The organism is Virgibacillus dakarensis, from assembly GCF_900155625.1.
Lineage (GTDB): Bacteria > Bacillota > Bacilli > Bacillales > Amphibacillaceae > Lentibacillus_C > Lentibacillus_C populi.
The window spans coordinates 1,385,459-1,411,097 of sequence record NZ_LT732554.1 but is presented as its reverse complement, the minus strand read 5'-3'; the positions used below and the strand labels follow the sequence as shown (position 1 = coordinate 1,411,097).

At 35.4% G+C, this 25,639-nt stretch carries 20 protein-coding genes; 8 read left to right on the top strand and 12 right to left on the bottom strand.

All coding sequences use genetic code 11. From position 1 onward, the window contains the following. Nucleotides 1-26: 26 nt before the first annotated feature. From CZ382_RS16590 to CZ382_RS16580, 3 genes are all read right to left on the bottom strand, one after another. On the bottom strand, nt 27-620 hold the full coding sequence (locus CZ382_RS16590; protein ID WP_088052324.1) for a TetR/AcrR family transcriptional regulator: 594 nt from the start codon (nt 618-620) through the stop codon (nt 27-29). A gap of 469 nt (nt 621-1,089) precedes the next feature. Continuing rightward, nucleotides 1,090-2,280 (bottom strand): ElyC/SanA/YdcF family protein, encoded by a 1,191-nt coding sequence (locus CZ382_RS16585; RefSeq protein ID WP_088052323.1) that lies wholly within the window; start codon nt 2,278-2,280, stop codon nt 1,090-1,092. Nucleotides 2,281-2,588: 308 nt separating this feature from the next. Then, nucleotides 2,589-2,825: a GlsB/YeaQ/YmgE family stress response membrane protein gene (locus CZ382_RS16580; RefSeq protein WP_250889762.1), complete on the bottom strand. Its 237-nt coding sequence runs from the start codon at nt 2,823-2,825 to the stop codon at nt 2,589-2,591. A gap of 252 nt (nt 2,826-3,077) precedes the next feature. Between CZ382_RS16580 and CZ382_RS16575 the strand changes: the two genes are divergently transcribed. After that, complete coding sequence (locus tag CZ382_RS16575) at nt 3,078-3,794, top strand: glycerophosphodiester phosphodiesterase (RefSeq protein WP_159457819.1); 717 nt, start codon at nt 3,078-3,080, stop codon at nt 3,792-3,794. Between the two features lie 53 nt (nt 3,795-3,847). Here CZ382_RS16575 and CZ382_RS16570 read toward each other — a convergent pair whose 3' ends face one another. The 3 genes from CZ382_RS16570 to CZ382_RS16560 form a co-directional block, all read right to left on the bottom strand. Then, on the bottom strand, nt 3,848-5,098 hold the full coding sequence (locus CZ382_RS16570) for an outer membrane protein assembly factor BamB family protein (RefSeq protein WP_088052320.1): 1,251 nt from the start codon (nt 5,096-5,098) through the stop codon (nt 3,848-3,850). A 135-nt stretch (nt 5,099-5,233) separates the two neighbouring features. Then, entirely contained in the window at nt 5,234-6,040 is an 807-nt protein-coding gene (gene tagH / locus CZ382_RS16565) for a teichoic acids export ABC transporter ATP-binding subunit TagH (RefSeq protein WP_088053507.1), read from the bottom strand. 15 nt (nt 6,041-6,055) lie between these two features. Beyond that, a complete protein-coding gene (locus CZ382_RS16560) occupies nt 6,056-6,880 on the bottom strand; it encodes an ABC transporter permease (protein ID WP_088052319.1) in 825 nt (274 codons plus the stop codon). A 262-nt stretch (nt 6,881-7,142) separates the two neighbouring features. Here CZ382_RS16560 and tnpA point away from each other — a divergent pair, with 262 nt between their 5' ends. The 3 genes from tnpA (at nt 7,143) to tnpC (ending at nt 9,462) form a co-directional block, all read left to right on the top strand. After that, nucleotides 7,143-7,469 carry an IS66 family insertion sequence element accessory protein TnpA gene (gene tnpA / locus CZ382_RS16555; RefSeq protein ID WP_088052318.1) on the top strand — a complete coding sequence of 109 codons (327 nt, stop codon included), beginning with the start codon at nt 7,143-7,145 and terminating at the stop codon, nt 7,467-7,469. After that, nucleotides 7,463-7,819, top strand: a complete 357-nt coding sequence (gene tnpB / locus CZ382_RS24855; protein ID WP_088049270.1) for an IS66 family insertion sequence element accessory protein TnpB — start codon at nt 7,463-7,465, stop codon at nt 7,817-7,819. The genes tnpA and tnpB overlap by 7 nt, the downstream gene beginning before the upstream one ends. 68 nt (nt 7,820-7,887) lie before the next feature. Next, the gene (gene tnpC / locus CZ382_RS16545) at nt 7,888-9,462 is read left to right on the top strand and encodes an IS66 family transposase (RefSeq protein WP_088052317.1); all 1,575 of its coding nucleotides are present in this window, start codon (nt 7,888-7,890) and stop codon (nt 9,460-9,462) included. A 267-nt stretch (nt 9,463-9,729) separates the two neighbouring features. On the opposite strand, the gene CZ382_RS16540 is transcribed toward tnpC, so the two are convergent. The 4 genes from CZ382_RS16540 to CZ382_RS16525 form a co-directional block, all read right to left on the bottom strand. After that, nucleotides 9,730-11,244 carry a glycosyltransferase gene (locus CZ382_RS16540; protein ID WP_088052316.1) on the bottom strand — a complete coding sequence of 505 codons (1,515 nt, stop codon included), beginning with the start codon at nt 11,242-11,244 and terminating at the stop codon, nt 9,730-9,732. A 46-nt stretch (nt 11,245-11,290) separates the two neighbouring features. Beyond that, entirely contained in the window at nt 11,291-12,460 is a 1,170-nt protein-coding gene (locus CZ382_RS16535) for a CDP-glycerol glycerophosphotransferase family protein (RefSeq protein WP_088052315.1), read from the bottom strand. Between the two features lie 83 nt (nt 12,461-12,543). Further along, complete coding sequence (locus CZ382_RS16530; protein WP_088052314.1) at nt 12,544-14,667, bottom strand: bifunctional glycosyltransferase/CDP-glycerol:glycerophosphate glycerophosphotransferase; 2,124 nt, start codon at nt 14,665-14,667, stop codon at nt 12,544-12,546. A 413-nt stretch (nt 14,668-15,080) separates the two neighbouring features. Next, the gene (locus CZ382_RS16525; protein WP_088052313.1) at nt 15,081-18,752 is read right to left on the bottom strand and encodes a GW dipeptide domain-containing protein; all 3,672 of its coding nucleotides are present in this window, start codon (nt 18,750-18,752) and stop codon (nt 15,081-15,083) included. A gap of 502 nt (nt 18,753-19,254) precedes the next feature. On the opposite strand from CZ382_RS16525, the gene CZ382_RS16515 reads away from it, so the two are divergent. The 4 genes from CZ382_RS16515 (at nt 19,255) to tagD (CZ382_RS16500) (ending at nt 22,803) form a co-directional block, all read left to right on the top strand. Next, entirely contained in the window at nt 19,255-20,388 is a 1,134-nt protein-coding gene (locus CZ382_RS16515; RefSeq protein ID WP_088052311.1) for an acyltransferase, read from the top strand. 321 nt (nt 20,389-20,709) lie between these two features. Continuing rightward, entirely contained in the window at nt 20,710-21,108 is a 399-nt protein-coding gene (gene tagD / locus CZ382_RS16510) for a glycerol-3-phosphate cytidylyltransferase (RefSeq protein ID WP_088052310.1), read from the top strand. Beyond that, nucleotides 21,101-22,276: a CDP-glycerol glycerophosphotransferase family protein gene (locus CZ382_RS16505; protein WP_088052309.1), complete on the top strand. Its 1,176-nt coding sequence runs from the start codon at nt 21,101-21,103 to the stop codon at nt 22,274-22,276. Before tagD (CZ382_RS16510) ends, CZ382_RS16505 begins: the two co-directional genes overlap by 8 nt. Before the next feature lie 131 nt (nt 22,277-22,407). Further along, nucleotides 22,408-22,803, top strand: coding sequence for a glycerol-3-phosphate cytidylyltransferase (gene tagD / locus CZ382_RS16500; RefSeq protein WP_088052308.1), 396 nt, complete (start codon nt 22,408-22,410; stop codon nt 22,801-22,803). Between the two features lie 435 nt (nt 22,804-23,238). On the opposite strand, the gene CZ382_RS16495 is transcribed toward tagD (CZ382_RS16500), so the two are convergent. Further along, nucleotides 23,239-23,877, bottom strand: coding sequence for a sigma-70 family RNA polymerase sigma factor (locus CZ382_RS16495; RefSeq protein ID WP_088053506.1), 639 nt, complete (start codon nt 23,875-23,877; stop codon nt 23,239-23,241). A gap of 538 nt (nt 23,878-24,415) precedes the next feature. Next, nucleotides 24,416-24,994 (bottom strand): sigma-70 family RNA polymerase sigma factor, encoded by a 579-nt coding sequence (locus CZ382_RS16490; protein WP_088052307.1) that lies wholly within the window; start codon nt 24,992-24,994, stop codon nt 24,416-24,418. Nucleotides 24,995-25,639 lie beyond the last annotated feature (645 nt).

Sequence of the window (25,639 nt, the reverse complement as noted above, 5' to 3'; positions counted from 1 at the left end):
TGTTTCCCTCCTGCTGCATAATATAATTAAGTATTTTGACAATTTTGGTTTAGCTCAAGAACCAGCGTTTGAATCATCTGATCCGCCAAATCCACCTGCTCTGCAAAATCCTTCCCCTCATACAAATTAATCCCCCAAAAAACGCCATTACCAATCAACACAAATTGTTTAATCACTCGCGCTACTTCCCTGGATGGCATTAAAGGGTAGCTGCTTTTCAGAGCTGCTTCCAACGAATCAACAAGCCAGTCATTATATCGCTGCATATGACTGGTCAAGTGCTGTTTGATTTCCGGAATCGGTGCTGTAACGAGCGAAATATATGCTTTAGTGCCAGGTTCATCGTCCTTATGATGCGTCACACTTCCATGAAGCATAGCTGAAAATATTTGCTCAATCGGCTTGTCCTTGTTTTCCCGCAGAGCCCTTTCCATTGCATGAAAGTGGTTATCAAGAAGCTGTTGAAACGCATCAATAAACAGCGCCTCCTTGTTTTTATAAAAAAAATAGATAGATGCCGGTTTAATGCCAACATCTGTCGCAATCTTTCTCATTGTCGCCCCCTGATACCCATGTAAGGAATAATGACGCAGTGCAGCATCGATTAACTTTTTCCTCATGCCAACCACCAACCTAACAAGTGTTAGGTAGAATTATACGAGCATATTAGACAAAAGTCAACAAATTTTTCAATAATTCATAGTAAGATAAATCTTCTATTTTTAGTGTAAGCGCTATCAGTTTTTAGCAGGGGATTGTTATGTTTTGAAATTACACTAACTTGAAAGAGACTTCACAAAAAAATGTGAAGTCTCTTTGATGGCTTATTCTAATATCTCATTGATTTTGCATTTTAACTTTAATCCCAATAAATAGTTAGCACTAAAATTAAAATTGGAAGCAAAACTTTCTAAAAATAATATGCAAACGGTACATTACTTCTGGGAGGTACCATTAAGTGTGTCTGCGTTACACTTTCATAACTACACCTCTCCAATCACCGTATAAATGTCAATTCAGTCATAATTGGTAAGTGATCTGAAGCTTCCGTATAAATTGATTTACAAATTTGCTTAGGGTTCTGAATCGTTATCGTTGCAGGCCTGGAAATGCCCAAATACCCGAAGCTCTCATTAGGTCACGATAGACAACCAGTTCTTCATCTTTCGTAACTTTCTTTGCCTCTTCATCGCTGTCATAATCCATGTAGACAATATTTGAAATCTGACGATCAGGAGTTTCATTATTTATTTTTTCGTGCATTTGATTTATTTCATTAAAGATTACCAACGCTCTACGCATATGGCTGGCACTCGTTATTAACGTAATATCCTCAATATTTTCTTGTTCTGCAATATCCATCGAAAACAAAGCATTCTCAACGGTATCTGTTGCCAAATCTTCTTTAATGATCCGATCCTTATCGATTCCTTGTTCAGTCAGCCAATCAAACATCACATCGGCTTCTGTATTTCCTTTTTTAGGTACACCACCTGAAACAATAATTTTTGAATTTGGATATGTATCCGCTGCTTTTTTCGCCACTTTTAATCTTTCTTTTAACGTGTCTTGCATTTCTCCTTCATCAGACAGTGCATATCCAAGTACAACAAAAGCATGGTGCTTCTTCGAAAGATCATCTGGTACAGCTTTATTGAATGGTTCTTCTTTTATTTGCTCGACAAGTTCTATTCTTTTCTTATATAAATCTGCTTTTTCCTTATTCATTTTTATTAATTCGTCAAAGTTGGATTCAAATTCCTTATCGTTTCCTTGAACCTTGGAATAAATCGCATACAAAAGACGTGCATTAAATTGGTTATTATCGAAGGCCAGGATTTGCTGATAAGTATCTAAAGCCTCTGGTATCTCTTTTTGTAGAATATGAGCAGATGCCAACGAATATTTTAAATCAAGATTATATGGGTCTATCTTGGATGCTTGGCGAAAAGCTTCTTCCACTACATCATAATCACCATGCAATGTGATTCCTTTGAATACGTCCTTTTCTGCTTTTTTAACATCTCCACCATACCAATAGTAGTGCATGGCAATATCTTCTAAAGCCTTAATTCTTTCACTTGTTGGTGAGTTGTTTTTTACTTTATTAAATAATTCTTCAGGGCTTTGTTCTACTTCCTCACTAGTCTGTTCCGCAGTATTGTTGCTGGATAGTTCCTTACCTTTATCTTTCGTTTGACTAGTCTCGTCGTTCGTGCATGCAACTAAACCAAAAAATAAGAAAAAAATAGTAATTAACCGAATCATTCCTTTTCCCATTTTTGAATCTCCTTTCGTTTGAACATCCACTTATTACCATTAAAGGAACAGCAATAAAATAAGTACATGACCTCTTTTTACTAAGCCCGTCATCTCTCGCTTTTATTTTGCTTGTATTAACCAAGTAATAAAGAGGAGTTGTTTTCCATATTTATAATAAAACTATAGCAGAATCTTCCACCTATTTTTCATGAAACAGGGAAATTTATCTAAAATGAATAAAAAGCCTTAGGTGTTTTACTTGTTTTTTTTGCTATAAAAAAGAGATGGAAACTCCACCTCTCAAACTGTAGATCCCCTATTTATTTTCAATCACTTCGAAACGATCGAAAAATGAAGCTAAGGATTAGTACTAAAATAACCGCACCGATAATTGCCGGGATAATGAAAATGCCGGCGAGTTCAGGCCCCCAATGACCAAGGATAAGTGTTCCTAACCATGAACCAATAAGTCCGGCAATTATGTTGCCAATAATCCCACCTGGTATATCACGACTGGCGATTAAGCCTCCTAACCAGCCAATAACACCGCCAACGATAAGCATCCAAATAACACCCACAATATCCCTCTCCTAACCTAATTAAAGTTTTCCATCATTAGTTTTTGTTTCCTTCATGCATTTATACATAGTATATCGTACGGACAACCCCTTCCTTTTCAAGTGTTACTACCCAAATTCCCGTTCCCTTTCTTTTCTAATCATTTCTTTCGTACAAATCACAATTCTGTGTGTTAGCAGACTGTCCCTATATGTTATGATTTGAGTAACTTCTAAATCAGATTGGGGAGATGCCACTTGGCACTTAATTTCGCACACAGAGGTTCACTCACGGAAGCACCGGAAAATACACTGCCATCATTTCAAAAGGCAATCGATCATGGCGCACAGGCGCTCGAATTAGATGTACAATTAACGAAGGATAATCGGCTTGTTATCTGTCACGACCATAAATTTGCGCGGTTTAATAAAGAAGTGAACGGACTAATCAAAGATTATACACTGTCCGAAATTAAACAAATCGATGTGGGTACTGCCTTTTCTGAGGAATTTAAAGGAACAACATTAATTACATTGGAGGAGCTTCTGGCTATTTGCCCTGATGATATCATTCTAAACATTGAGATTAAGAATATCCCTGTCATTTACAACGGTATCGAGCGCATTCTGCTGGATTGTCTAAAAGAGCATGACCGTATGGAAAACATTATTATTTCATCTTTTGATCATGTCGCATTGGCCAATGTGCAGGAGCTTGCACCAGATATGGAGCTCGGAATGCTGTTTTATTATCGTATTTTACGCGAATGGGAGTATGCAAAAAATAGCGGCCTAAAGATCAGCAGCATTCATCCGAATCAAGTATATGTTGATCAAACGTTTGTTCAGGAATGTAAACGGCTTGGATATAAGATTTATCCGTATACAGTAAATACGGAGGAACGGTATGAGGAATTGGTTGGGTTTGGTGTGGATGGGGTGTTTTCGAATAGTGTGGGGGTGTTTGGGCGGTGAATGGGAAAAGGCTCCAGTTAGTTTGGTGTGGAGCCTCGTCTCTTTATCAAGTATTATTTTCTCCTACCTCTAAACATGATCAATAATAATCCAATCAACACTACAATTAAAACAGCAATGATAGCATATTGTATTGTATTGCTTTCCTGTTTTAACGCGACCTTAGGTTCATCATCATGCTCTCCTTTGGTGATATCAGCCAGTGGGACTGCATAGACATTTGAGTCCTGGCTTCCAACAAACAATGTATCATTAATAATAATTGGTCCGGCTGGTGCTAATTTACCACCCAGCTCCTTTTTTCCGACAACTTCACCTGATTCAGCATCTAAAGCATAAACGAATCCTTTTGTATTTGAAAAATAAACAACACCATCTTGTGCAACTGGCGGAGCTTTCATCACTTCATTCTTAAATTTCCACAACTGTTCACCAGTTTTTATATCATAGGCGTAGAATGTCTTAGTGATTGGGCTTCCAACATAAATTTTGTTATCATAAATAATTGGCGCTCCAGATTTATTGTTTTCTACAAACTCACCTTTACCTAGACTCTCTTCCCAAATAATTTCGCCGGTCTCAGTGTTTAGTGCATACATAAAATGTTCTGGATTATCGCTATCCCCCTCTAAAGCAGTGGTCACAACAATATTATTAGATACTGCCGGTGGGACATCGTCTAATCCGGCAAATACGTCGGGAAATTCTGTTTGCCATTTGAATTCATCTGTTTGCAGGTCGTATGCTGAAAATGTATATGGCTTAGGGCGACCACCCCCCACATAAAGTGTTCTCTGATCTATGCTCGGGGCTGACATACTAATTACGGAACCAATATCCGCTTTATTCAATAATTTACCTGTTTCAGGATCCAGCTTATATAAAAGTCTATCACCAGTAGCAACATAAATAGCCCCATCGGAATAGGCAGGAGTTGGCATTACTTCGCCTTCTGTATTATACTTCCAGAGAATTTCCCCTGTTTCAGCATCTAACCCCAAAACACCACTTTCTTCAGTTCCACGAATTCCATCATCCTGGAAAAATCGATTACCAAAACCAACATAAACTTTTCCATCATGATAAATCATTTCAGAATGAATCCAGTTCGGTGCTTTACTTTGCCATAGTTTTTCTCCGGTTGTTACATCGAAGGCAAATAAATCTCCAGAATCATGATTCCCAATAAACAACTTATTTCCAGCAACAACTGGAGTTGCCCGAACTTCATCAGCGGTTTGAAACTCATGATAATCTAGCGGTTTAGATCCATTATCATATACTGCATTTTTGTCACTGTCCATACGATATTGATTCCATTCATCTGGACCAAAGTTTTTTGAGTTTACAACTGACCACAAGATACTAAAAATAACTATAGCTACTATAACCGGTATCCCCTTTTTCCGGATAGTTAGCCTCCTAACATATAAAATTATTTATGCTTTAGCCATTAAGACCTTCTGCTGTTCTTGTAATGCATCATTCTTATATGCTTCTCTTTCTTCCTTGGACATTTTTTTATATTCCTTTAAAAACGTTTCATATTTTGGCATAACTTCTTCTACTGTCCCAAAGTCTTTTACCATTCCATATTCTAACCATAGGATTTTTTCACAGAATTGTTTCATTTGGCCAATAGAGTGACTAACAAAGATCATTGTTTTTCCCATCTTTTTAAATTCCTTCATTTTATCTAAGCTTTTTTCTGCAAACGCTTTGTCACCGACTGATAAAGCTTCATCGATAATTAAGATATCTGGATCAACATTAACGGAAATCGCAAAACCGAGCCTCGACTTCATTCCGCTTGAGTAAGATTTTACAGGCTGATCAATAAAGTTATCTAGCTCAGAGAATTCAATAATCTGGGGCTCAAGTTTTTTAATTTCATCTTTGCTAAAACCTAACATGAGACATTTTAGTTCAATGTTATCCCTACCTGTTAAATCGCCTTTTAGACCCGAGGCAACAGCAATTAACGATGCCTGGCCATTAATTTCAATTGTTCCGGATGTTTCAGGAACAATTCCGGCAACAATGTTGGATAACGTTGATTTCCCGGATCCATTTATACCGATAAAGCCAACGACATCACCTTTTTCAGCTTCAAAGCTTACATCTGCTAACGCATAAAAGTCTTCCCCGTAGCTTTTTGGAGTAACTAAATCCAGCAAACGTTCCTTTGTTCCATGATATAATTTATATTTTTTCGTAATATTTTTAGCGACTATCGCTTTTTCCATTTTAATCACAAGCCTTTATAAATAATCAATAAAGTGTCTCCGGAACTTCACATGCAGCATGGATCCAAACAAGAATAGCACAATTACTAATCCCCAGAAATAAAGTGTGTAATGCCAATGTTCGATAAAATACCAGCCTGTTCCAAAAAATGCAGCGCGATACCCTTCGATTAAATACAATAAGGGATTTAATTTCAGTAATTGCATGATCTTTGGAAATTGATCGCTTAGAATCGTTATCGGCCACAATACCCCCGATAAATATAGCAACATACGTAATGTTGAATTCAACAGCATGTGTACATCCCTAATAATCGTTGATAATGTTGATGTAATCAACGATAACGAAAAAATTAAACAAAGTGCTGCAAATATGAAATAAATAAGCTGCAAATAGTATATATTGACATAAAATCCATTGAATTGAAAAATGATAATCGATAACACTAGCATGAACAAGTGAACATAAAACAGCGAAAATATGGTGTAGCTTGGAATAACGCTCATTGGAAAATTCATTTTTGACAACATTCTCAATTTCGAGTAAATCGATTTAGACCCTTGTATGGTGGATTGATAAAAAAACATCCATAAAAAGAACGCAGCAAGTAACCAGCTAAAAAATGGTATATCCATTCCAGCCATTTTGATTGGTGCCCGTTCCCGAATAGCACTGAATACAAACCAATAAATTAGAATCTGTATTAATGGATTAAGAATTTCCCATAATATCCCCAGGTAATTATTTTTATTCTTGCTTTTTATTTCATACACAGACAGCCGCCTAATTAAATAAAAATGCTTTATTTGTTCTTTGATAACGGTAATTGCAGATTTCATAAGTGTATCCTTTCAAACCTTAATAAATCTCTTTTTTTGTAATTTTATTTAATGGTTTTTATCATAACTTTTTTATAAACAAATGCAACTTAATAAATTATACAGGCAACAAACAAAAATGACAATAAAAAGAAGGCTTATACCATCTATAGTATAAGCCGCTAACTTGTCATTTCGACGTAAGCGTCAAGTACTACCCACCTATGATTCATGAGCTTATCATGCGATAATCTCCTTAGAAATTAATTCGGGAGGTTTTGCGATGACCCAAGCAGACAAAAGAATAGAATGGAAAGCGCGGTTTGATGCCTGGAAAGCAAGTGGGTTCAGTGTGGCCGAGTGGTGTCGTAAACAAGGTGTAAAAGATCATCAAATGTATTATTGGATACAGAAATTTGAGTACGATACTCCAAAAAAGGAAACATCGGAAACGCAATGGCTGACGGTCAAAGTTGATGAACCGATCAATGTCACTACTGGACAGGAGCCTGTATTCATTCATTTCGGGGCTATTTCCGTTGAAGTACGTCCAGGAGCTAATATGGCCGTATTATCCGATGTTGTCCATGTGCTACAAAATCAATGTTAACGAATGCACCAATTGAACGGGTCTACTTAGCTCGCGGAAGTACGGATCTCCGAAAGTCTATAGATGGTTTAGCCGTTATCGTAAAGGAATGCTTTGATCTCGACCCTTTTTCTCCCAGCGTCTTCGTATTCTGTAATCGAAAACGCGATAAGCTCAAAATTCTTCAATGGGAACATAACGGGTTTTGGTTGCATTACCGTCGGTTGGAACGCGGAACATTCCGGTGGCCATCTGAAAAGGATTCCGGCGCCGTGCGTATTAACCCACGGCAGTTACGCTGGTTGTTGGACGGGTTACCACTCGAACAAAAGCAGGCACATCATGAAGTAAAAGCGCGTACCATCCTATAAATAAAGTGAAATATGGGAAAATGGGAATTCGACTAGGCAAGCCGGGTTCCTTCCCTTATACTTAAGGTATGGAAAATACGGCGCAATCACCAAAGGCAATGGAATACTATAAAGAACGTGCTGAAAAGCTACAATTGGAAAAGGAAGCTTTAGAGGCAAAATTAAAATGGTATGAGGAGCAATTTCGCCTAAGCCAGCAACAACGATTCGGTTCTTCCAGCGAGAAAACCAATCCAGACCAACTTTCCCTTTTTAATGAAGCTGAGGACACAGCTGACTCAACAATCGAAGAACCAACTGTTGATACGATTACATATAAACGTAAAAAACAACGTGGTCAGCGTAAACTGATGCTTGAAAACCTGCCTACGGAGACGATCGAATATCGTTTATCCGAAGAGGAACAGGTTTGTTCGTGCTGCGGTGGCGACCTTCACGAAATGAGTACAGAAGTGCGTAAGGAAATAGAAGTTATTCCTGCACAAGTAAACGTGAAGGAGCATGTTCGCTATGTTTACTGTTGCCGTCATTGTGAGCGCCATGAAATAGAAACGCCAATTGTAACAGCAACAATGCCCGCCCCTGTTTTTCCGGGAAGCCTGGCCTCTCCATCCGCAATGGCTTATACGATGACGCAAAAATATGTGGAAGGTATGCCATTGTATCGTCAGGAGAAGCATTTGGAGCGTTTTGGAATATCCATACCACGTCAAACGCTGGCTAATTGGATTCTGTATGGTGCAGATACATGGCTTCGTCTGATATATGACCGGATGCAGGAACATCTCCTGGAACGGGATATATTACATTCAGATGAGACAACCCTGCAAGTTCTCTCTGAACCGGAACGGCCTGCCACATCAAAATCCTATATGTGGCTTTATCGTACAGGAAAAGACGATACGCCAATTGTTCTGTATGATTATAGGCAAACCCGTGCAGGTAAACATCCATCGCGCTTTTTAGCAAATTTCAATGGATACGTACATGTCGATGGGTACGCTGGTTATAACAAGATTTCCGGTGTAACATTAGTTGGGTGCTGGGCCCATGCCCGCCGCAAATTTACGGAAGCGTTAAAGGCACTTCCGGATTCAGCAGCACTTTTCACCGTTAAAGCAAAAGAAGGCCTGGCATTTTGTAACCAACTTTATACCATTGAACACGAACTCAAGGACGCTAGCCCTGAAGAACGCTATAACATACGTTTGGAACGCAGCCAGCCAGTAATGGAGGCTTTTTCAGCATGGCTTCGTGAACAAACACCACGTGTGCTGCCCAAAAGCGCGCTTGGAGAAGCAATCAAATACTGTCGTAACCAGTGGGAGCGATTGAGTGGATTCTTACAGGATGGCCGTTTAGAGATAGATAACAACCGTGCTGAGCGCTCGATTAAACCTTTCGTGATCGGCCGAAAGAATTGGCTCTTTAGCAACACCGCAAAGGGAGCAGAGTCCAGTGCGATCATTTATAGTATGGTGGAGACAGCCAAAGAAAATGGATTGAACCCATTTAACTATCTTAGCTACCTATTTGAGGAGCTTCCCAATATGGATACAACAGATGCAAATAAATTAGATCAACTTCTACCTTGGTCCCAGACACTCCCAGAAGAATGTCGTGTCCCAAATAAATCTAAATAAAGCATACATGAAATCCCCATCTGAAAATAGGTGGGGATTATTTTACGCTTACCTTTTACGGTCATTTGCTTGTTTTTCTATCTTCTACTTCTAAATAGCAAATATTACTTATAAGTTTTAAAAAGTAGCTCCACTAAATAATTTTACAAAGTTACTTTCCACATTTACCATCTATCCCCACAGTCGGAAAATCTTTGAAAATATGTTCTTACAAAGTGACTCTTTTGTTTCTCCTTTTTATTCTAGCCACAAAACAAATCCAAATCTTTAAATTAAATCAAACCAAGAATTTTTATACTTTTTCTCACTAAAAGTTTTTTTAACCTTTAATGCATTTTCAGACAATATTTCACGAAGTTTTTTATCCTGCATTATTTTAATAATTTTCTCTGCCAACTGCTCCTTATTGCCTTGCTCAACTACATAACCATCGACACCATCCTCTATAATATCCTTTGGCCCATACTTAGTATCATAAGAAACTACAGGAGTTCCTACTGCCATACTTTCTGTGATAACCATGCCAAATCCCTCTTGTCTAGATGTCAATATTGAACAAGCTGCTGATTGATAGACTTCTTTTTGATTTAACGTGTAATCTTTTAGATACACATTTTCATTCAAATTTAACTTGTCAATTAGTTCTTGTAATTCTTTTTTTAATTCCCCATAGCCGTAGATATAGTATTTAGCTTCCGGGATTTGATTAACCACAAATTTAAAAGCATGAATAGCCTCGTCTAAACGTTTGTCCTTATGGAAACGGGCTAATGTCACAGCTAAATTGGGATTACAGTTTACCTTATGCCTATCTTTAGCCAGTTCATTAATTTGTTCACATGGATGTGGTATTACACAAATATTCTTAAGATCTTTATATGCTTTTTCAACATCTTTTTTTTGTTCCTTTGTTAAAAGAATAATTTTATCAAATTTATTTCCATTTTTAAAAAGGTTAGTATAACTTTTCTTAATATCAAATATATTATTAAAAGGCTTTTCTAAATGGTTTGCATGAACGACACTAACTCTTTTAATATTATAGTGTTTGACTTCACGTAACATTTTATCTAAAGTTCTTTGTTCACACATAATAGTTGGAAAAGCTATGTTGTTTAGGGTTTTTTCCAGCCACATTGTTTGGCATTTATACAAATTTTTATATTCATTTGGCTTACCAGAAAACGTTAATGTACGTTCTTCATCCCCGGTTTCCGCATTTAGCCATACACTCATATAGCAATTTCCAGCATCGTCAAAGTATCTGTCCATTCTTGACTTATTGCATAAGTAATCCATATGCCTCGTCCGCACTAATAGCCCCTGCTCATTAAACTCCTCTCTTTTTATTCTATATCTGTTTGAATCCATATAGTCAATAAATTTTAATTGACCATCTTCGGTAAATCGTTTGTACTTTATATATATACCATTTTCGTAATATCGATACGAAGGCTCTTCCTTATACCTTTTATCAGGAAACTCAACTAATCCTTTTTCTTTTATTAAATTCTTCTGTGTATCCCTAGACTCCCCACGTCTTTTTATATTCGGTTTTGTGTCTTCAAAAAAATTAAGTACCTTCACTTTTTTAGACAAAAGTCTTTTTTCCTTTAAATCAGCAATTATCTTTTTATGATATTGTTGATATAAAAACGTAACAATGATAACCTCATCAAACTTTTCGGCAAAGGCATTAGCACGAGTTATGGCTGCCCTTGTAATCCCTCCTCTTTCCGCCTTTAATGACCGTATCATTATTACAGGAGTTCTTTTCACCATTACTATCTCCCTTCAAAAATCCAGCTATTTGTTCTCTTTTTCTACCTTATCCTTCTAAAATGGCTTCAATTACTCTCTGTGAAGCTCTACCATCCTCTAAATAACAAAACTTGTTGTAGAACTTTTCAAATTCATTATCTAGTTGAAATTGATTATTATTAATTAATCTTAAATAATACATTATTTCTTCAGTAGTAGTAAGAAGCGGACCTGGTGCTTCTTGTTCAAAGTCAAAATAAAAACCACGCAATTTATCTCGATAACTCTCTATATCATAAGTGTAAAATAAAATTGGCTTTTTTAAGTTTGCATAATCGAAAAAGACTGAAGAATAATCCGTAATTAATAGGTCAGAAATTAAATACAGATCACTAATATCATTATAGTAGGAAAAGTCATATACGAAATCACCAAGGCCCCTTAAATCAAAACTTTCAGCTACCAAGTAATGCATTCGAAGAATAACGATATAATCATTTCCAAATTCCTCTTTTATTTTAGCTAAATCCAGTTTTAAGCTAAATTTGTATTTCCCAATTGTATAATAATCATTATCTCTCCATGTCGGCGCATAAAGAATTACTTTTTTTTCAAAAGGAATATTCATTTTTTCCTTATATTTTTTAATCTCTTTAGGAGTATTCTTTAAGTACAAAATATCATTTCGTGGATAACCACTTTCGATTATAGTTTTATCAAATTCAAATGCGCTTTTAAAAATAGTCGTAGAATATGAATTTGGCGATATTAAATAGTCCCATTTATTAGCCTCTTCTATAAACTCATTCTTATAAATTTGAGTATTAGTGCCGGGCATTTGTACTTTGTTAATATCAGTTCCAAGTTTTTTTAAGGGTGTCCCATGCCAAGTTTGGACGTAAATTGTGTGTTTTAGTTTAGGAATCCATAAAGGCAGACGACTGTTTGTTATCCAGTATTGTGCCCTAGCCATAACAAAAATCCATTTTAAACTAAAACGTGGCAAGACATTCAAGTCATGATTACTAAAATTGTACTTGTACTTTCTATCAAAACTCCAGTAAAGTTTATAGTTAGGGTAATTGTTTTTTATATAATCATAAAGAGCTTTAGGATTATCACTAAACTGTTTCCCCAAAAAGCTTTCAAATACAATTGTATTTTTTTTTATTGGCAATCTTCCAACTGTATAAAAAAGTAATTTAAAAATTCCTATTATCCCTTTTTTAATATTCAATTATTAAAACACCTCAGCTTGGGTTTTCCTTCACACATAATCAAAAAAGTACCCCCAATAAGAGGCACCAATATTAGTAGAATCTACTCTTTTCCAAAAACAGACTTTACTGTATTTTCTGTCGCATTTCCATCATCCCATTCGCAAAATCTTTCATAGAAGGCTCTATATTTATACTCGTATTTCTTTTTAGTATCCTCAATATGCTTCACTGCGTCAAGAACTTCATCCGTATTCATTAATAAAGGGCCTGGTGCTTCTTTTTCAAGATCAATGTAAAACCCTCTTAATTTATCACGGTATTTTTTCAAATCGTAAGTGTAAAACAATATTGGTCTTTGTAAATTCGCATAATCAAAGAATACAGAGGAATAATCAGTTATTAAAATATCTGATACTAAATAAAGCTCCGCAATATCATCATAATCGGAAAAGTCGTAAACAAAACCTTCAAATTCAGAAATATCCATTTGTGATGCTATAAAATAATGCATGCGTAATAATATAATATACTCATCTTCAAACTCATTCTGTAATTTTTCTAAATCTAATTGTAAATTGAATTTATATTTTCCACGACCATAAAATTCATCATCACGCCATGTCGGTGCATATAAAATTACTTTTTTATTGGCTGGAATGTTCATTTGCTTTTTTAAACCTAAGATATATTCTTTTGTATTTTTCTTATATAATATATCATTTCTAGGGTATCCAAACTCCAGCATACGCCCATCATATTTAAAAGCCCTTCTGAAAATTTCACTTGAATATAAGTTTGGCGAATTTAAATAATCCCATCTTCTAGACTGCACAAAAAAATTTTTCTTATAATTTGGATCTGCTGAATAAATGTCTTTTATATCAAATACAAGTGTTTTTAAAGGCGTTCCATGCCAAGTTTGCAAATATATATTACCTTCTCTTTTTGTTAAATATTTTGGTAACCTTGAATTACTCACCCAATACCCCGACCTTGCTAAGTAATAAAAATAACGCAAACTAAACCTCTTTACTTGTATCGGAGTTCCAGGAATGTCCTTTTTTTCATTCAAACTCCAAATATATTTAAACTTCATATTATTATTTATCATGTATTCATAAATGTACTTTGAATTATCAGAGTAGGATTTCCCTAAAAAGCTTTCAAAAAAAACCCACTCTTGCTTAATTGGAAGTTTTATGAACAGCCTATTATATAAAAATCTATAAAATCTTCGTCTGCCTTTTAAACCCCCTTTAAGTTCCCTTAACCATTGATGCCTAGAATTTATCTTCTTATACTTGTCAATATCTCCTTTAATAATTTTTTTTGCTTCTCTTTTTAATATAAAATCTTGATCACCTAATATTTTAGTATCAACTTTTTTCAGAGTTTTGACAAGTTGGGAAAAAAGGGGATCTATATTTTCACTTTGTTTAAAATAAGTAACGATATCCTTTCTATAAAAGTTTAGTAAATGTTCGTCAAGAAAATTATTTGCCAATTCATCATTGTAAATATTTTTTAAAGTACTATATATATACAAAAAGTCTTTTATTTTTATATACTCATCCATTTGTGATAAAGAAGGATTTGTAATTGGATCGTTCCTTTTTCTTTTAAAATAAACTGCTTCTTTAATATGAGGTACTTGTTCTGTATTAATTAACGCAGGCACCATAAACGTTAAATCCGTATAAACTTCTACATCTTCAAAGAAAAATAACTTATTATCCAGTATAAATTCTTTTTTAAACAAAAAATTATTTACTAAGTTGTTTTTAATCAAGTTATATTTTTCATCAGAATATGTTTTGATTTTATATAAACCCTCTAGGATAATCGCCATACCACTATTGAAATAAGTAGACTTTATTTTCCCGTGAATCATATTGTTATTTTTAATATTTTTCACTAATATTTCTAATGTTTTATTGGGTAGATAATCATCACTGTCTAAAAAGTATATAAAATCCCCATTTGCTTTTTCTATTCCAAAGTTTCTTGCCGCCCCAACTCCCCCTCTTTTTTGAAAGTGAAATAACTGAATTCTGCTATCTTGTTTAGATATTCTTTCAAGCAACAGCGTACACTCTTTATTACTATTGTCATTTACTAATAAAATTTCAATATTTGTATATGTTTGTTCCATTACGGAATTCAAACAATCTTTTATATAATCTTCAGTGTTATAAACAGGTATGATAACCGAAACCTTTTCCATAACTGCACTCCTTGAAAATAAATTTAACGCTTATTTTTTTGCTCAATACTTAACTTAATTCCAAACTTTTACACAATGAATATTTTTAGTTTATGTAATTGAAAACTTTAAATCAAAATATATATATACCTTAATATAATACATTTCCATCTAGATTTACTGACCAATTATTTATATTATTAAACATTAATATCATAAACCTTATTATAATTCAATTCGATTAACAGATCAATTTTATGTACGCAAATCATTATGATTCTCATTTAGGAAAATGAAAAATCCAGCAATTAAAGGAAAATACTTTTCTAATCAATTGAATTAATTATATGTAATAAGCAGAGAACTATATTTTAAAGTAAAAAGCACCCTGAATTACGGTAAACCCGTAATCAAGGTGCTATAAGCAAGATAGCTTATTTATATTTAGGTATATCAAAAGTTAAACTATACCCATCTAACAGGCTATATAATTGATACATTTTAGTAGTTTGCTTATCTGCCCAACCTATATCCGATGCATATTGATGTGTCGCATACCCATTCTGCGCCGCAAATCCAGGGTTCCAACGCATTTTATATAAGGTATCTTGGCCTACATCCAGATAGTTTTTCCCTACAAATTCAGCCCCGCCTTTAATTGCTTCTTCAGGTGTAAACCAACCCGCATTGTAGGCATATTTAGCTCCACATTCTAACGCACAACCATCTTTAGCACCTATTCCGTACATATTATAAACAGTCTTACCTTTATATTTTACACCTGTCGCTAATTCCGATGTTCCATTTCCTGTTTCTAAAAGAGCATGTGAAATTAGATATATTTCATTTACTCCATGCTTCTTTCCACCCTCTACAAATGCTTTTGCTTTACCTGCCAGTATTCCTTTTCCTTTTAGGATTTTTTTATTAACTTCATTTACGTTAACACCTGCATTTTTTGATAATAACAAGAATTGGAATGAACTTTTTAAGTCATTAGTAAAGTTGTTAGGTGTAAGATAATATTTCAAATCACTTTTACTTGGAGTAACCCACCCAGAAGTATATTTTACATGGTACCATGTATAACCATCTGACGCTTTAGTACTTGAATATAAATTAAGCTTTGTTCCTTTATTAACTTTTCCACCTACAATATAATTTGTTCCTGGTCCTCTTCGCAGATTCCAGTTACTCCCATTAACAACACCACTATCGTTACTAGTTTTCCTAATCCCGTCTTCTCTGATCCAAAGTTTGTATTTTTTATCTGTTTGAGGTGACACAGCCATTTGAATATTAACCATATTATTAATGGTCATATCATAACTAGTATATACGGTAACAGCTCCATTAAGATATGCATTGTGTATCCACACTGTCTTGCCATTCAATTTACCACGATACCATACATTTGTTCCTACCTTTTCGGTTAAATGTACTTCGAATTTTTCTCCCTTATATTTCGAGAGGTTATAGACTAGGTTTTTACTTCCTCCCCAGGCTCGGCTATATGCGTTGCCGGTTCCTTTTACGTAAAACGTTTTAGCCTTTTTATCTACGGATAAATGTGCATGTGTGGAGAGATCTTCGGCTTTCACCCAACCTACTACTCCCTTTACACTACTTGGTTCATTGCTAATTAAATAGTATAGTTGACTACCCACATTTGCTTGTTTCTTTATATAATATACCGAGTTGGTATAGGTCGCTCCTGCTGTTATTGCGGAGGATTCGTCCCCCACCTCTTTATATATTTTTACATCTGCTCTTCGTATATGACCCAGTCTGCTTGTTTTGCTTTCGTTTTTTGATAGTACGTAACTTGAATGCATCCACACTGTCTTGCCATTCAATTTACCACGATACCATACATTTGTTCCTACCTTTTCGGTTAAATGTACTTCGAATTTTTCTCCCTTATATTTCGAGAGGTTATAGACTAGGTTTTTACTTCCTCCCCAGGCTCGGCTATATGCGTTGCCGGTTCCTTTTACGTAAAACGTTTTAGCCTTTTTATCTACGGATAAATGTGCATGTGTGGAGAGATCTTCGGCTTTCACCCAACCTACTACTCCCTTTACACTACTTGGTTCATTGCTAATTAAATAGTATAGTTGACTACCCACATTTGCTTGTTTCTTTATATAATATACCGAGTTGGTATAGGTCGCTCCTGCTGTTATTGCGGAGGATTCGTCCCCCACCTCTTTATATATTTTTACATCTGCTCTTCGTATATGACCCAGTCTGCTTGTTTTGCTTTCGTTTTTTGATAGTACGTAACTTGAATGCATCCACACTGTCTTGCCATTCAATTTACCACGATACCATACATTTGTTCCTACCTTTTCGGTTAAATGTACTTCGAATTTTTCTCCCTTATATTTCGAGAGGTTATAGACCAGGTTTTTACTTCCTCCCCAGGCTCGGCTATATGCGTTGCCGGTTCCTTTTACATAAAACGTTTTAGCCTTTTTATCTACGGATAAATGTGCATGTGTGGAGAGATCTTCGGCTTTCACCCAACCTACTACTCCTTTTACACTGCTTGCTTCATTACTAATTAAATAATACAGTTGATTACCTACATTCGCTTGTTTCTTTATATAATATACCGAGTTGGTATAGGTCGCTCCTGCTGTTATTGCAGAGGATTCATCCCCCAGCTCTTTATATATTTTTACATCTGCTCTTCGTATATGACCCAGTCTGCTTGTTTTGCTTTCGTTTTTTGATAGTACGTAACTTGAATGCATCCACACTGTCTTGCCATTCAATTTACCACGATACCATACATTTGTTCCTACCTTTTCGGTTAAATGTACTTCGAATTTTTCTCCCTTATATTTCGAGAGGTTATAGACTAGGTTCTTACTTCCTCCCCAGGCTCGGCTATATGCGTTGCCGGTTCCTTTTACATAAAACGTTTTAGCCTTTTTATCTACGGATAAATGTGCATGTGTGGAGAGATCCTCGGCTTTCACCCAACCTACTACTCCCTTTACACTGCTTGGTTCATTGCTTATTAAATAATATAGTTGATTGTCTTTATTCGCTTGTTTCTTTATATAATATACCGAGTTGGTATAAGTTGTTCCTGCTGTTACTGCGGAGGATTCATCCCCCGCCTCTTTATATATTTTTACATCTGCCCTTCGAATATGACCTAGTCTGCTTGTTTTGCTTTCGTTTTTTGATAGTACGTAACTTGAATGCATCCACACTGTCTTGCCATTCAATTTGCCACGATACCATACATTCGTTCCTACCTTTTCGGTTAAATGTACTTCGAATTTTTCTCCCTTATATTTCGAGAGGTTATAGACCAGGTTTTTACTTCCTCCCCAGGCTCGGCTATATGCGTTGCCGGTTCCTTTTACATAAAACGTTTTAGCCTTTTTATCTACGGATAAATGTGCATGTGTGGAGAGATCTTCGGCTTTCACCCAACCTACTACTCCTTTTACACTGCTTGCTTCATTGCTAATTAAATAATACAGTTGATTACCTACATTTGCTTGTTTCTTTATATAATATACCGAGTTGGTATAGGTCGATCCTGCTTTTATAGCCGATGACGGGTCATCTAAAGTTTTGTATATTTTTACGTCTGCCCTTCGGATATGTCCTAGTCTGCTTGTTTTGCTTTCGTTCACATTCATTTTGGAAGTTAAATGACTTTCAGTGTAGTTCTTGCTAGTTTCCGAGTCTTCTACATTGTTTATTCCATTACCTTTTGCGTCCTTTTTTTCAATTGAGCTCTCAGTATCCTTATCAGTATTCTCCGCTTTTTTATCATTCTGCCGATCATCATATTCGGTATCTTCTACGGTACTGGAGTCATTCTTGTTTACTTTTTCATCATGAACTCCATTATCCTGATTGTTAGTTTCACCTTTTGTATTATCACCATTTTTTTCAATTTTATTTTTATCGTCTAGTTCCAATTCTTTCTGATTCGAAGATGGATCTTCTTTACCTTCATTAACCGGAGCAGACTCAACTCCTTCCGTTGTATTAGCAATACTTTTAGCTGATAAAGAATAAGGTCCTGCTAAACTAAATATTAGCAAAAATACCAAAATGCGTACTATGTTTTTCATTCAATACCTCCTTGTTCGTTATTCGAAATAAAAGTTTACAATTTTAATAAATCGAACCTCGTTTATGTACTCCACCCCCTTAAACATAGAATAAAATACTATATATACTATTATCGGTTTAATTCCATTAAATTCAAGTATTTTATGGGTTGATTTATATAGTATATATACTGCCGTTTTTTTAACTCTTGATAGTTTAGTAAGATCTTGAAAATTATTACGATACTTTTTGAGGGTGTTCAAAAAGGAGGAAAAAGGGAAAAGAAGTTCAAGGGGTGGCATAATGTATACAGTTAGATACATGGCAGTGAGCAGTGAAAGAAACAAACTAACTAAAAACATTAAAGTGCCATTCTCCACTGAACTTTTGGAACAACCTCCCATCCTCTAAAACATTCATTCAACCATCAATTAAAAATATACTATTGAAAGAGTACTAATTTGCTGTTATTATAGATAGAGAATTAAAACAAATTACAGCTAAGGAAAGAGCGCTTACAAAATGGAAATTAACCAAGGAAACATAAAATCATCAAAAAAATACTTTTACGAAATAAGTTTCATCCGTGCAATTGCCTGTCTTTGTGTTGTCACGGTACATGTAACAGCAGGTTTCTACTATGAAAATGGGAATTCTTTCAACTGGTTAACTCAATTTCTGAATCAAATTTCACGGTTTGGAACCCCCGCATTTGCAATTATAAGCGGTTTTCTATTGTATAATCAGGTTATCAAAAGGGGGTTTAATTTTAAAAAATTTTGGAAATCGCGTTTTACGAAAGTAATCACTCCTTTTTTTATCTGGAGCTTATTATATCTTCTGATCAAATGGAAATATAATCTGTTTGCAATACCTTCGCTAGATTCTTCTGAGGAAATCAAATATTTCCTATATTACTTTTTTACAGGAAAAAGTAATTATCACCTTTATTTTATCGCTATTGTAGTCCAATTTTATTTACTATTTCCTCTATTACAGCTATTTAAATCTAAGAAATCTCTTATGCTTTTTACGTTAATATCATTTTTTGTCAATTTTTTCTTTGTAGAATATAAAATAGAGATTGGGAATGGCTTATTTAATAAATTCCTTAACGAGAGAGTATTTTTCTTTCATTGGGTATACTACTTTTTTATGGGTGGGTTATTAGTTTATTATTGGGATCTTATTATAAAATGGATAAAGCAAAATACAATTTTCAGTATGCTTTTAGGGCTTGTAGTGGTTATTGGGGGGATATTGGAGTATCAATTAGCTGGATGGATTGATTCTAATAGATCACTGAATATGATAAACCTTCCATTACTTTTTGTTGCTTTAGCAGGTATATATTCTTCGCTTTCTTCTTGGAATAAGATTAAATATTACTTTGTTGAAATAGGTAACTTATCAATGGGAATCTATTTAGTTCATCCACTAATTTTATTTTTTCTGCGCAGGTATGAGATTTTCAATCACTACTTTGATCGAACTAGATTCTTACCTTTAGTCTTCCTATTTACTTTATTTGTATCTATAGCACTCGTAAAATTAATAGTTAAACTTCCATTTGGGAATTATATAGTTACTGTTGTTCGTTCAAACAAAAGATCTAATATAAGAAGCTCAGAAAAACCTACTACTATAAGTGCATAGGAAACTTGAATTCCTTTTTCTTAAGTTTTTATAAGTTATAATTTATCTATAAGATTAGACACACAAAAAACATTGCAATCCTTGCCCAAATTTTGATTAAAGCTCACAGAAAACCTATTTAGTAGTGCATATCTTGTAAAAATAAATCATAGGTTACCTAGAAACCGTTGCATATTAATGCTATAATATAAAATAATATAGTAGTAATGCATATTACGACAATATATTTTGTCAAATAAAATTGATACAAATTTGTTAACTCACTGTAACGTTAAATATAGTATAATTATATGTAATGAATTTTGAACGGGGGTTTTATTTATGAAAAAAATAATCACATACGGAACATTCGATTTACTTCATACAGGCCATATAAATATATTGCGTCGTGCCAAGGAATACGGTGACTACTTGATCGTTGCTATTTCCTCAGATGAATTTAATGCAATAAAAGGTAAAAAGGCATATTATTCATTTGAACAGCGTAAAGCCATCCTTGAAGCTATACGCTACGTCGATGAAGTTATCCCGGAACACAATTGGGAACAAAAAGTAGAAGACGTTCAAAAGCATCAAGTCGATACGTTTGTAATGGGAGATGACTGGGAAGGAAAATTTGACTTCTTGAAAGACTATTGTAAAGTTGTCTATTTACCACGCACAGTTGGAATATCAACCACAAAAATCAAAAAAGATTTGCAGCTATCGAACAATGGCTAGAGAACTGGTAGTTACGGTGTACCTTTTTGTTTTTCAGATACTCTTTAATGGCTTTAAATTATTTCCCCAAAAGAAGAAAGCAATTTTTGTTGCTTCATTTGGGGATAATATTTTGTATACGTTAAATGAGTTAAAAAAGCATACAAATTATCCTGTTGTTATTCTCAAAACCTCCCAATGCAAGGTTGACTTTGAACACGATGATAACGTGCTGAATTTCGAATCTATGAATCTATTGCAATGGATTCAAGCGATCTATCATTTGGCTACTGCAGATAAAGTATTTGTCGATAACTATTTTGGCTTTTTAGCAGTGACAGATTTCAAGCCAAATGTTCAATGTGTTCAATTGTGGCATGCTGCAGGTGCCATAAAACGATTTGGGTTAAAAGATCCTTCTGTTGAAAATAGGTCTGAACGAGCTCTTGAGCGTTTTAAAAGCGTTTATCAGCGATTTACTCATGTAGTTGTGGGCTCTGAAAAAATGGCAGCCATTTTCCGGCAAAGCTTTGGCCTGGCGAATGAAGCAATTTTGCGAAGTGGGATCCCTCGAAGTGATTTTTTCTTTAATATTCAGGAGAAAAAAAATGTTGAGCAGGAGTTGCGGCAAATTTATCCGGTAACGAATCGTAAAAAGGTCATTTTATATGCCCCTACTTATCGGGATGATCAACTAAACAAAGCTGAAATTGCACTTGAAATCGAAAAGCTTTATGAAAAGTTCCATGATGACTATGTTTTATTTCTACGATTGCATCCAGCAGTGAAACATGAATTCCGTAACCAACATTCTGACTTTGTATATGATGTTTCAGATGTTACCGACATTAATCACTTACTGGTAATTACTGATATTTTAATAACGGATTATTCCTCTATCCCATTTGAATTTTCTTTATTGGAGCGGCCAATGATTTTCTTTGCTTATGACTTGGATAAGTATGAACGAACAACGGGTTTCTGGGAAGACTATGAAACGCTTGTCCCGGGTCCGGTTGTAGACAATACCGATGATTTAATTGATGTTATTGAAAATGGCTACTTTGATATAGAACGTATTAAAGATTTTGCAAATCTATGGAATCAATACTCCAAAGGGAATGCAAGTAAAACTTTAATTAATAAACTATATCGCGAAGAGGAACAGTATCAAGCAGTAGAAAACTAATATATAGGCGCCGACTGGTGTCTTTTTTTATGAATGGGTGTTAAAAACTGCATACCATTCGATCAATTGTTTATCATGAATCCATGTTTGAGATAATAATAATTAACGATACTGTTTTCGGGGGGAATACCATGAAAAAAGTTATCACCTATGGAACATTCGATTTACTCCATACTGGGCACATTAACTTATTGCGAAGGGCAAAGACATATGGTGATTACCTGATTGTTGCCATTTCGACAGACGAATTTAACAGGCTTAAAGATAAAAAAGCCTACTATAGCTTTGAGCAGCGAAAGGCTATTCTGGAAGCGATTCGCTATGTGGACAAAGTTATTCCGGAAAACACGTGGGAGCAAAAAGTTGATGATGTGCTGAAGTACCATATTGATGTTTTTGTGATGGGTGATGACTGGAAAGGTAAATTCGATTTTCTCAATGATTATTGTCAAGTTGTTTATTTACCGCGTACAGTCGGTATCTCGACAACCAAAATTAAAAATGACTTCAATCAGAATAAGGTTTAGAAAAAGAATTTTATCACCATATACTTCGGAGTTTTTCAAACCCTATTTACTGATTTCAGGTAATTTCTATAAAGGGAAACAATCTTTATCGCTTCATTTGGGGATAATACCGTACATGAGCTGGCACCAAAAACGGACGAGCCCTTTGTCATTATTAAAACCCTGAAATGCAGTATTAGGTTCTCCCAAGTCTTCTCTTGCAAGGTAATAAACTTTAATAAACCAATACAATGGGTTCAGCTCTCTATCATCTGGCTATTTCAAGAATTATATATCGACAATTAATTTGGCATAATAGCAAAAAATGAATTTAAAATTACTCGATCGGTTATGCACCCGACCAACTTTTCCCAGTCACTCCGTGTGGCAAATAGTGACAGGACAAAGGATCCGGCCCTCTGTCCCGCTGGCCGCACCTGCCCGGCTTTTCTTTCCTTATTCCAACAACTCCCTAATCCCAACCTTCTCCAGCCTCTTCTTCGCTGTCTTTCTCCAACTCTTCACCGCATCAACCGTTACTCCTTCCTGTTCTGCAATCTGCTTCAACGGCATGCCCGCGATAATGTGATACTTCACCCATTTCCATTGATTGTCCGTCAGCATGGCTCGCACTTTCTCCCAAAGCACATCATCCTGCAACTCAATCCCATTCATATCAGGAATAGGAAGATTGGTCCGGCAGTCACGATTGCCGTTATCCATTTTTTGTTTTTCATTCTGGATAAACGTTTCTTGATGTTGGTTTTCTCGGTTTTTCTTACGGAGCATATCGATTAAACGATTGCGGATGGTGAAGTTGAAGTAAGTGGACATGACTCCCTGATCAGGTCTGTATTTCTTATAGGCACACCACAAGGCGTACAAGCCTTCTACATAAAATTCGTTATGCGGATCCTGAATGTGCAGCTTATGGATGTGGTAATGAATGCGCCGCTCATTCTGCTTGAAAATGTCCTCAAAACTCACCTTTTCTTCATTACCTTCTTCCTTATGCCCCCTTTGTCCACGAATACTTTCCCCATGACGTTGTTCATTACAGCTTTTTTCCTCATTACCCTTTTCCTCGTTACGCATCTCTCGCCTCTTTTCCCAAAAGCCAGCTTTCGCAATATGATGCAAAGTCAGATTATCTCCATGTTCATTAGCCGAATCATTCATAATTTGGAAACTAATAGCGGGACAGAGGCCTGCCCCATTTTTAGGTGGGCTAATTGCGTGGCGACAGGTGTGGGAACGATGGAGATAATCTTTAAGGGGATGATGTATGTATGGGAATCAACGATGAATGCAGTTTGCCAATGATACAGCTTATCAGCATTCGCTCCCTATTCCCAAAAGTGACTTTTGATCTATATTTTTAAACTCCTCCCCTACTACTATTATCGAATTAAGTAGTATAAAAGTAGCACGTTTTATTAAAAAAATATATATTTTTCAACAAATATTTATATAAATAAAAAGAGCCGGTTTCCATGATTAACCACATTCAAATAGGCTTATATGTAAGGTCCATTTGCGGAAATTACTTAAGCATATACTCCACACTTCCAATGGCCAAAGGGTTACCCGTCTTTGCAAACGTACGAACGGGCAACCCGTGTTTCCTACATCATCAACCGATCCAGCTTACTCCATCCCAGTCTAAATAACGCTTCCATTTACTCAATTCCTTCCTCAATCTCCGTTTTGCGGTTTTCGCCCAACTATGGACAGCTGCAACGGAAACACCTTCCTGTTCTGCTATTTCCTGATTCGAAAGACCCATTAAAATATTAAACTTCAGCCATTTCCACTGATTGACAGTTAGCAAAGCTCGCACCTGCTGCCATAGTTTAGCTTCATGGAGCATAATCCTTGGATCATCATGAATCGGCATATTTACATTGCAACGGCGATTTCCGCTTACTTGTTTTTTCATTTCTTCTTGATGAAACATCTCATCGTGACGTTGTTGGCATGCCTTTTTTCGTAGTAAATCGATTAAACGATTGCGAATCGCATTATGGAGGTGAGTGGAAAGTTGTGCTTTATCCGGTTGGTATGTCTTATACGCTTCCCATAAAGCACATAAACCTTCCTGGTAAAATTCCCGGTGCGGGTCAAAGATGTTTAACTTGTGGATGTGGTAATAAATTCTTCCCTCATGTTTTCGTAAGACTTCCTCAAAAGATTCCCCAATAAGAATATTCATTACAGCCTCACTCTTTCCTCAAGGCCGGCCTTGCTATAATTGCGCGCTTACCTCTATTATGGCAGATCGTGTCAAGTCGTCCGAAAAACCGGAATGGCGCGCATTAATTGTCGAAAGACCACGAAACAGTTATCGAAAATTGTCGAATTAACTTGAGTGACGGCATGTTTTGCTATTTGTGTCGAATTATGCTGCTAGAAAATACGGATTGATAATTGTGACAGATTTGTGACATTTTTCCACACGTGGGTGCGATGAGCGAGAACCCTCAGTTATAAAAATGTTTTCTAGTATTTTATATTTTAGCCTTAGCCTCTACTTCAATAATTTGAATACATTTATACCAGTAAAAATAAGCCTCTGGATCAAACTTAATTTATTGAATTGAATTTTTTAAACTCAGCTAAGGTAATCGTTAGAGACTGCAAACTTATTCCTTTATCAAATCATTTCTACGTGCTTAATATCATGCTTTAGCAATAAAGAAAGATATGCTGCTTTTGCGGCTATAATACATCATGAAAATGAAATAAACAATAATAAATCAAAAAACAAACAATCGGTACTTTTAGTTGAAAGGTACCGATTTGTTTGTGAATATAAAATAGCGTTAGACTTTATTAAACTAGCTAGTTCTAAAAACTT

Bases quoted from the DNA above. Each gene is read 5' to 3' on its own strand.
- CZ382_RS16590 (WP_088052324.1), bottom strand. From the start codon at position 620: ATGAGGAAAAAGTTAATCGATGCTGCACTGCGTCATTATTCCTTACAT.
- CZ382_RS16585 (WP_088052323.1), bottom strand. From the start codon at position 2,280: ATGGGAAAAGGAATGATTCGGTTAATTACTATTTTTTTCTTATTTTTT.
- CZ382_RS16580 (WP_250889762.1), bottom strand. From the start codon at position 2,825: ATGCTTATCGTTGGCGGTGTTATTGGCTGGTTAGGAGGCTTAATCGCC.
- CZ382_RS16570 (WP_088052320.1), bottom strand. From the start codon at position 5,098: ATGGACAGTGACAAAAATGCAGTATATGATAATGGATCTAAACCGCTA.
- tagH (WP_088053507.1), bottom strand. From the start codon at position 6,040: ATGGAAAAAGCGATAGTCGCTAAAAATATTACGAAAAAATATAAATTA.
- CZ382_RS16560 (WP_088052319.1), bottom strand. From the start codon at position 6,880: ATGAAATCTGCAATTACCGTTATCAAAGAACAAATAAAGCATTTTTAT.
- tnpA (WP_088052318.1), top strand. From the start codon at position 7,143: ATGACCCAAGCAGACAAAAGAATAGAATGGAAAGCGCGGTTTGATGCC.
- tnpB (WP_088049270.1), top strand. From the start codon at position 7,463: ATGTTAACGAATGCACCAATTGAACGGGTCTACTTAGCTCGCGGAAGT.
- tnpC (WP_088052317.1), top strand. From the start codon at position 7,888: ATGGAAAATACGGCGCAATCACCAAAGGCAATGGAATACTATAAAGAA.
- CZ382_RS16540 (WP_088052316.1), bottom strand. From the start codon at position 11,244: ATGGTGAAAAGAACTCCTGTAATAATGATACGGTCATTAAAGGCGGAA.
- CZ382_RS16530 (WP_088052314.1), bottom strand. From the start codon at position 14,667: ATGGAAAAGGTTTCGGTTATCATACCTGTTTATAACACTGAAGATTAT.
- CZ382_RS16525 (WP_088052313.1), bottom strand. From the start codon at position 18,752: ATGAAAAACATAGTACGCATTTTGGTATTTTTGCTAATATTTAGTTTA.
- CZ382_RS16515 (WP_088052311.1), top strand. From the start codon at position 19,255: ATGGAAATTAACCAAGGAAACATAAAATCATCAAAAAAATACTTTTAC.
- tagD (WP_088052310.1), top strand. From the start codon at position 20,710: ATGAAAAAAATAATCACATACGGAACATTCGATTTACTTCATACAGGC.
- CZ382_RS16505 (WP_088052309.1), top strand. From the start codon at position 21,101: ATGGCTAGAGAACTGGTAGTTACGGTGTACCTTTTTGTTTTTCAGATA.
- tagD (WP_088052308.1), top strand. From the start codon at position 22,408: ATGAAAAAAGTTATCACCTATGGAACATTCGATTTACTCCATACTGGG.
- CZ382_RS16495 (WP_088053506.1), bottom strand. From the start codon at position 23,877: ATGCGTAACGAGGAAAAGGGTAATGAGGAAAAAAGCTGTAATGAACAA.
- CZ382_RS16490 (WP_088052307.1), bottom strand. From the start codon at position 24,994: ATGAATATTCTTATTGGGGAATCTTTTGAGGAAGTCTTACGAAAACAT.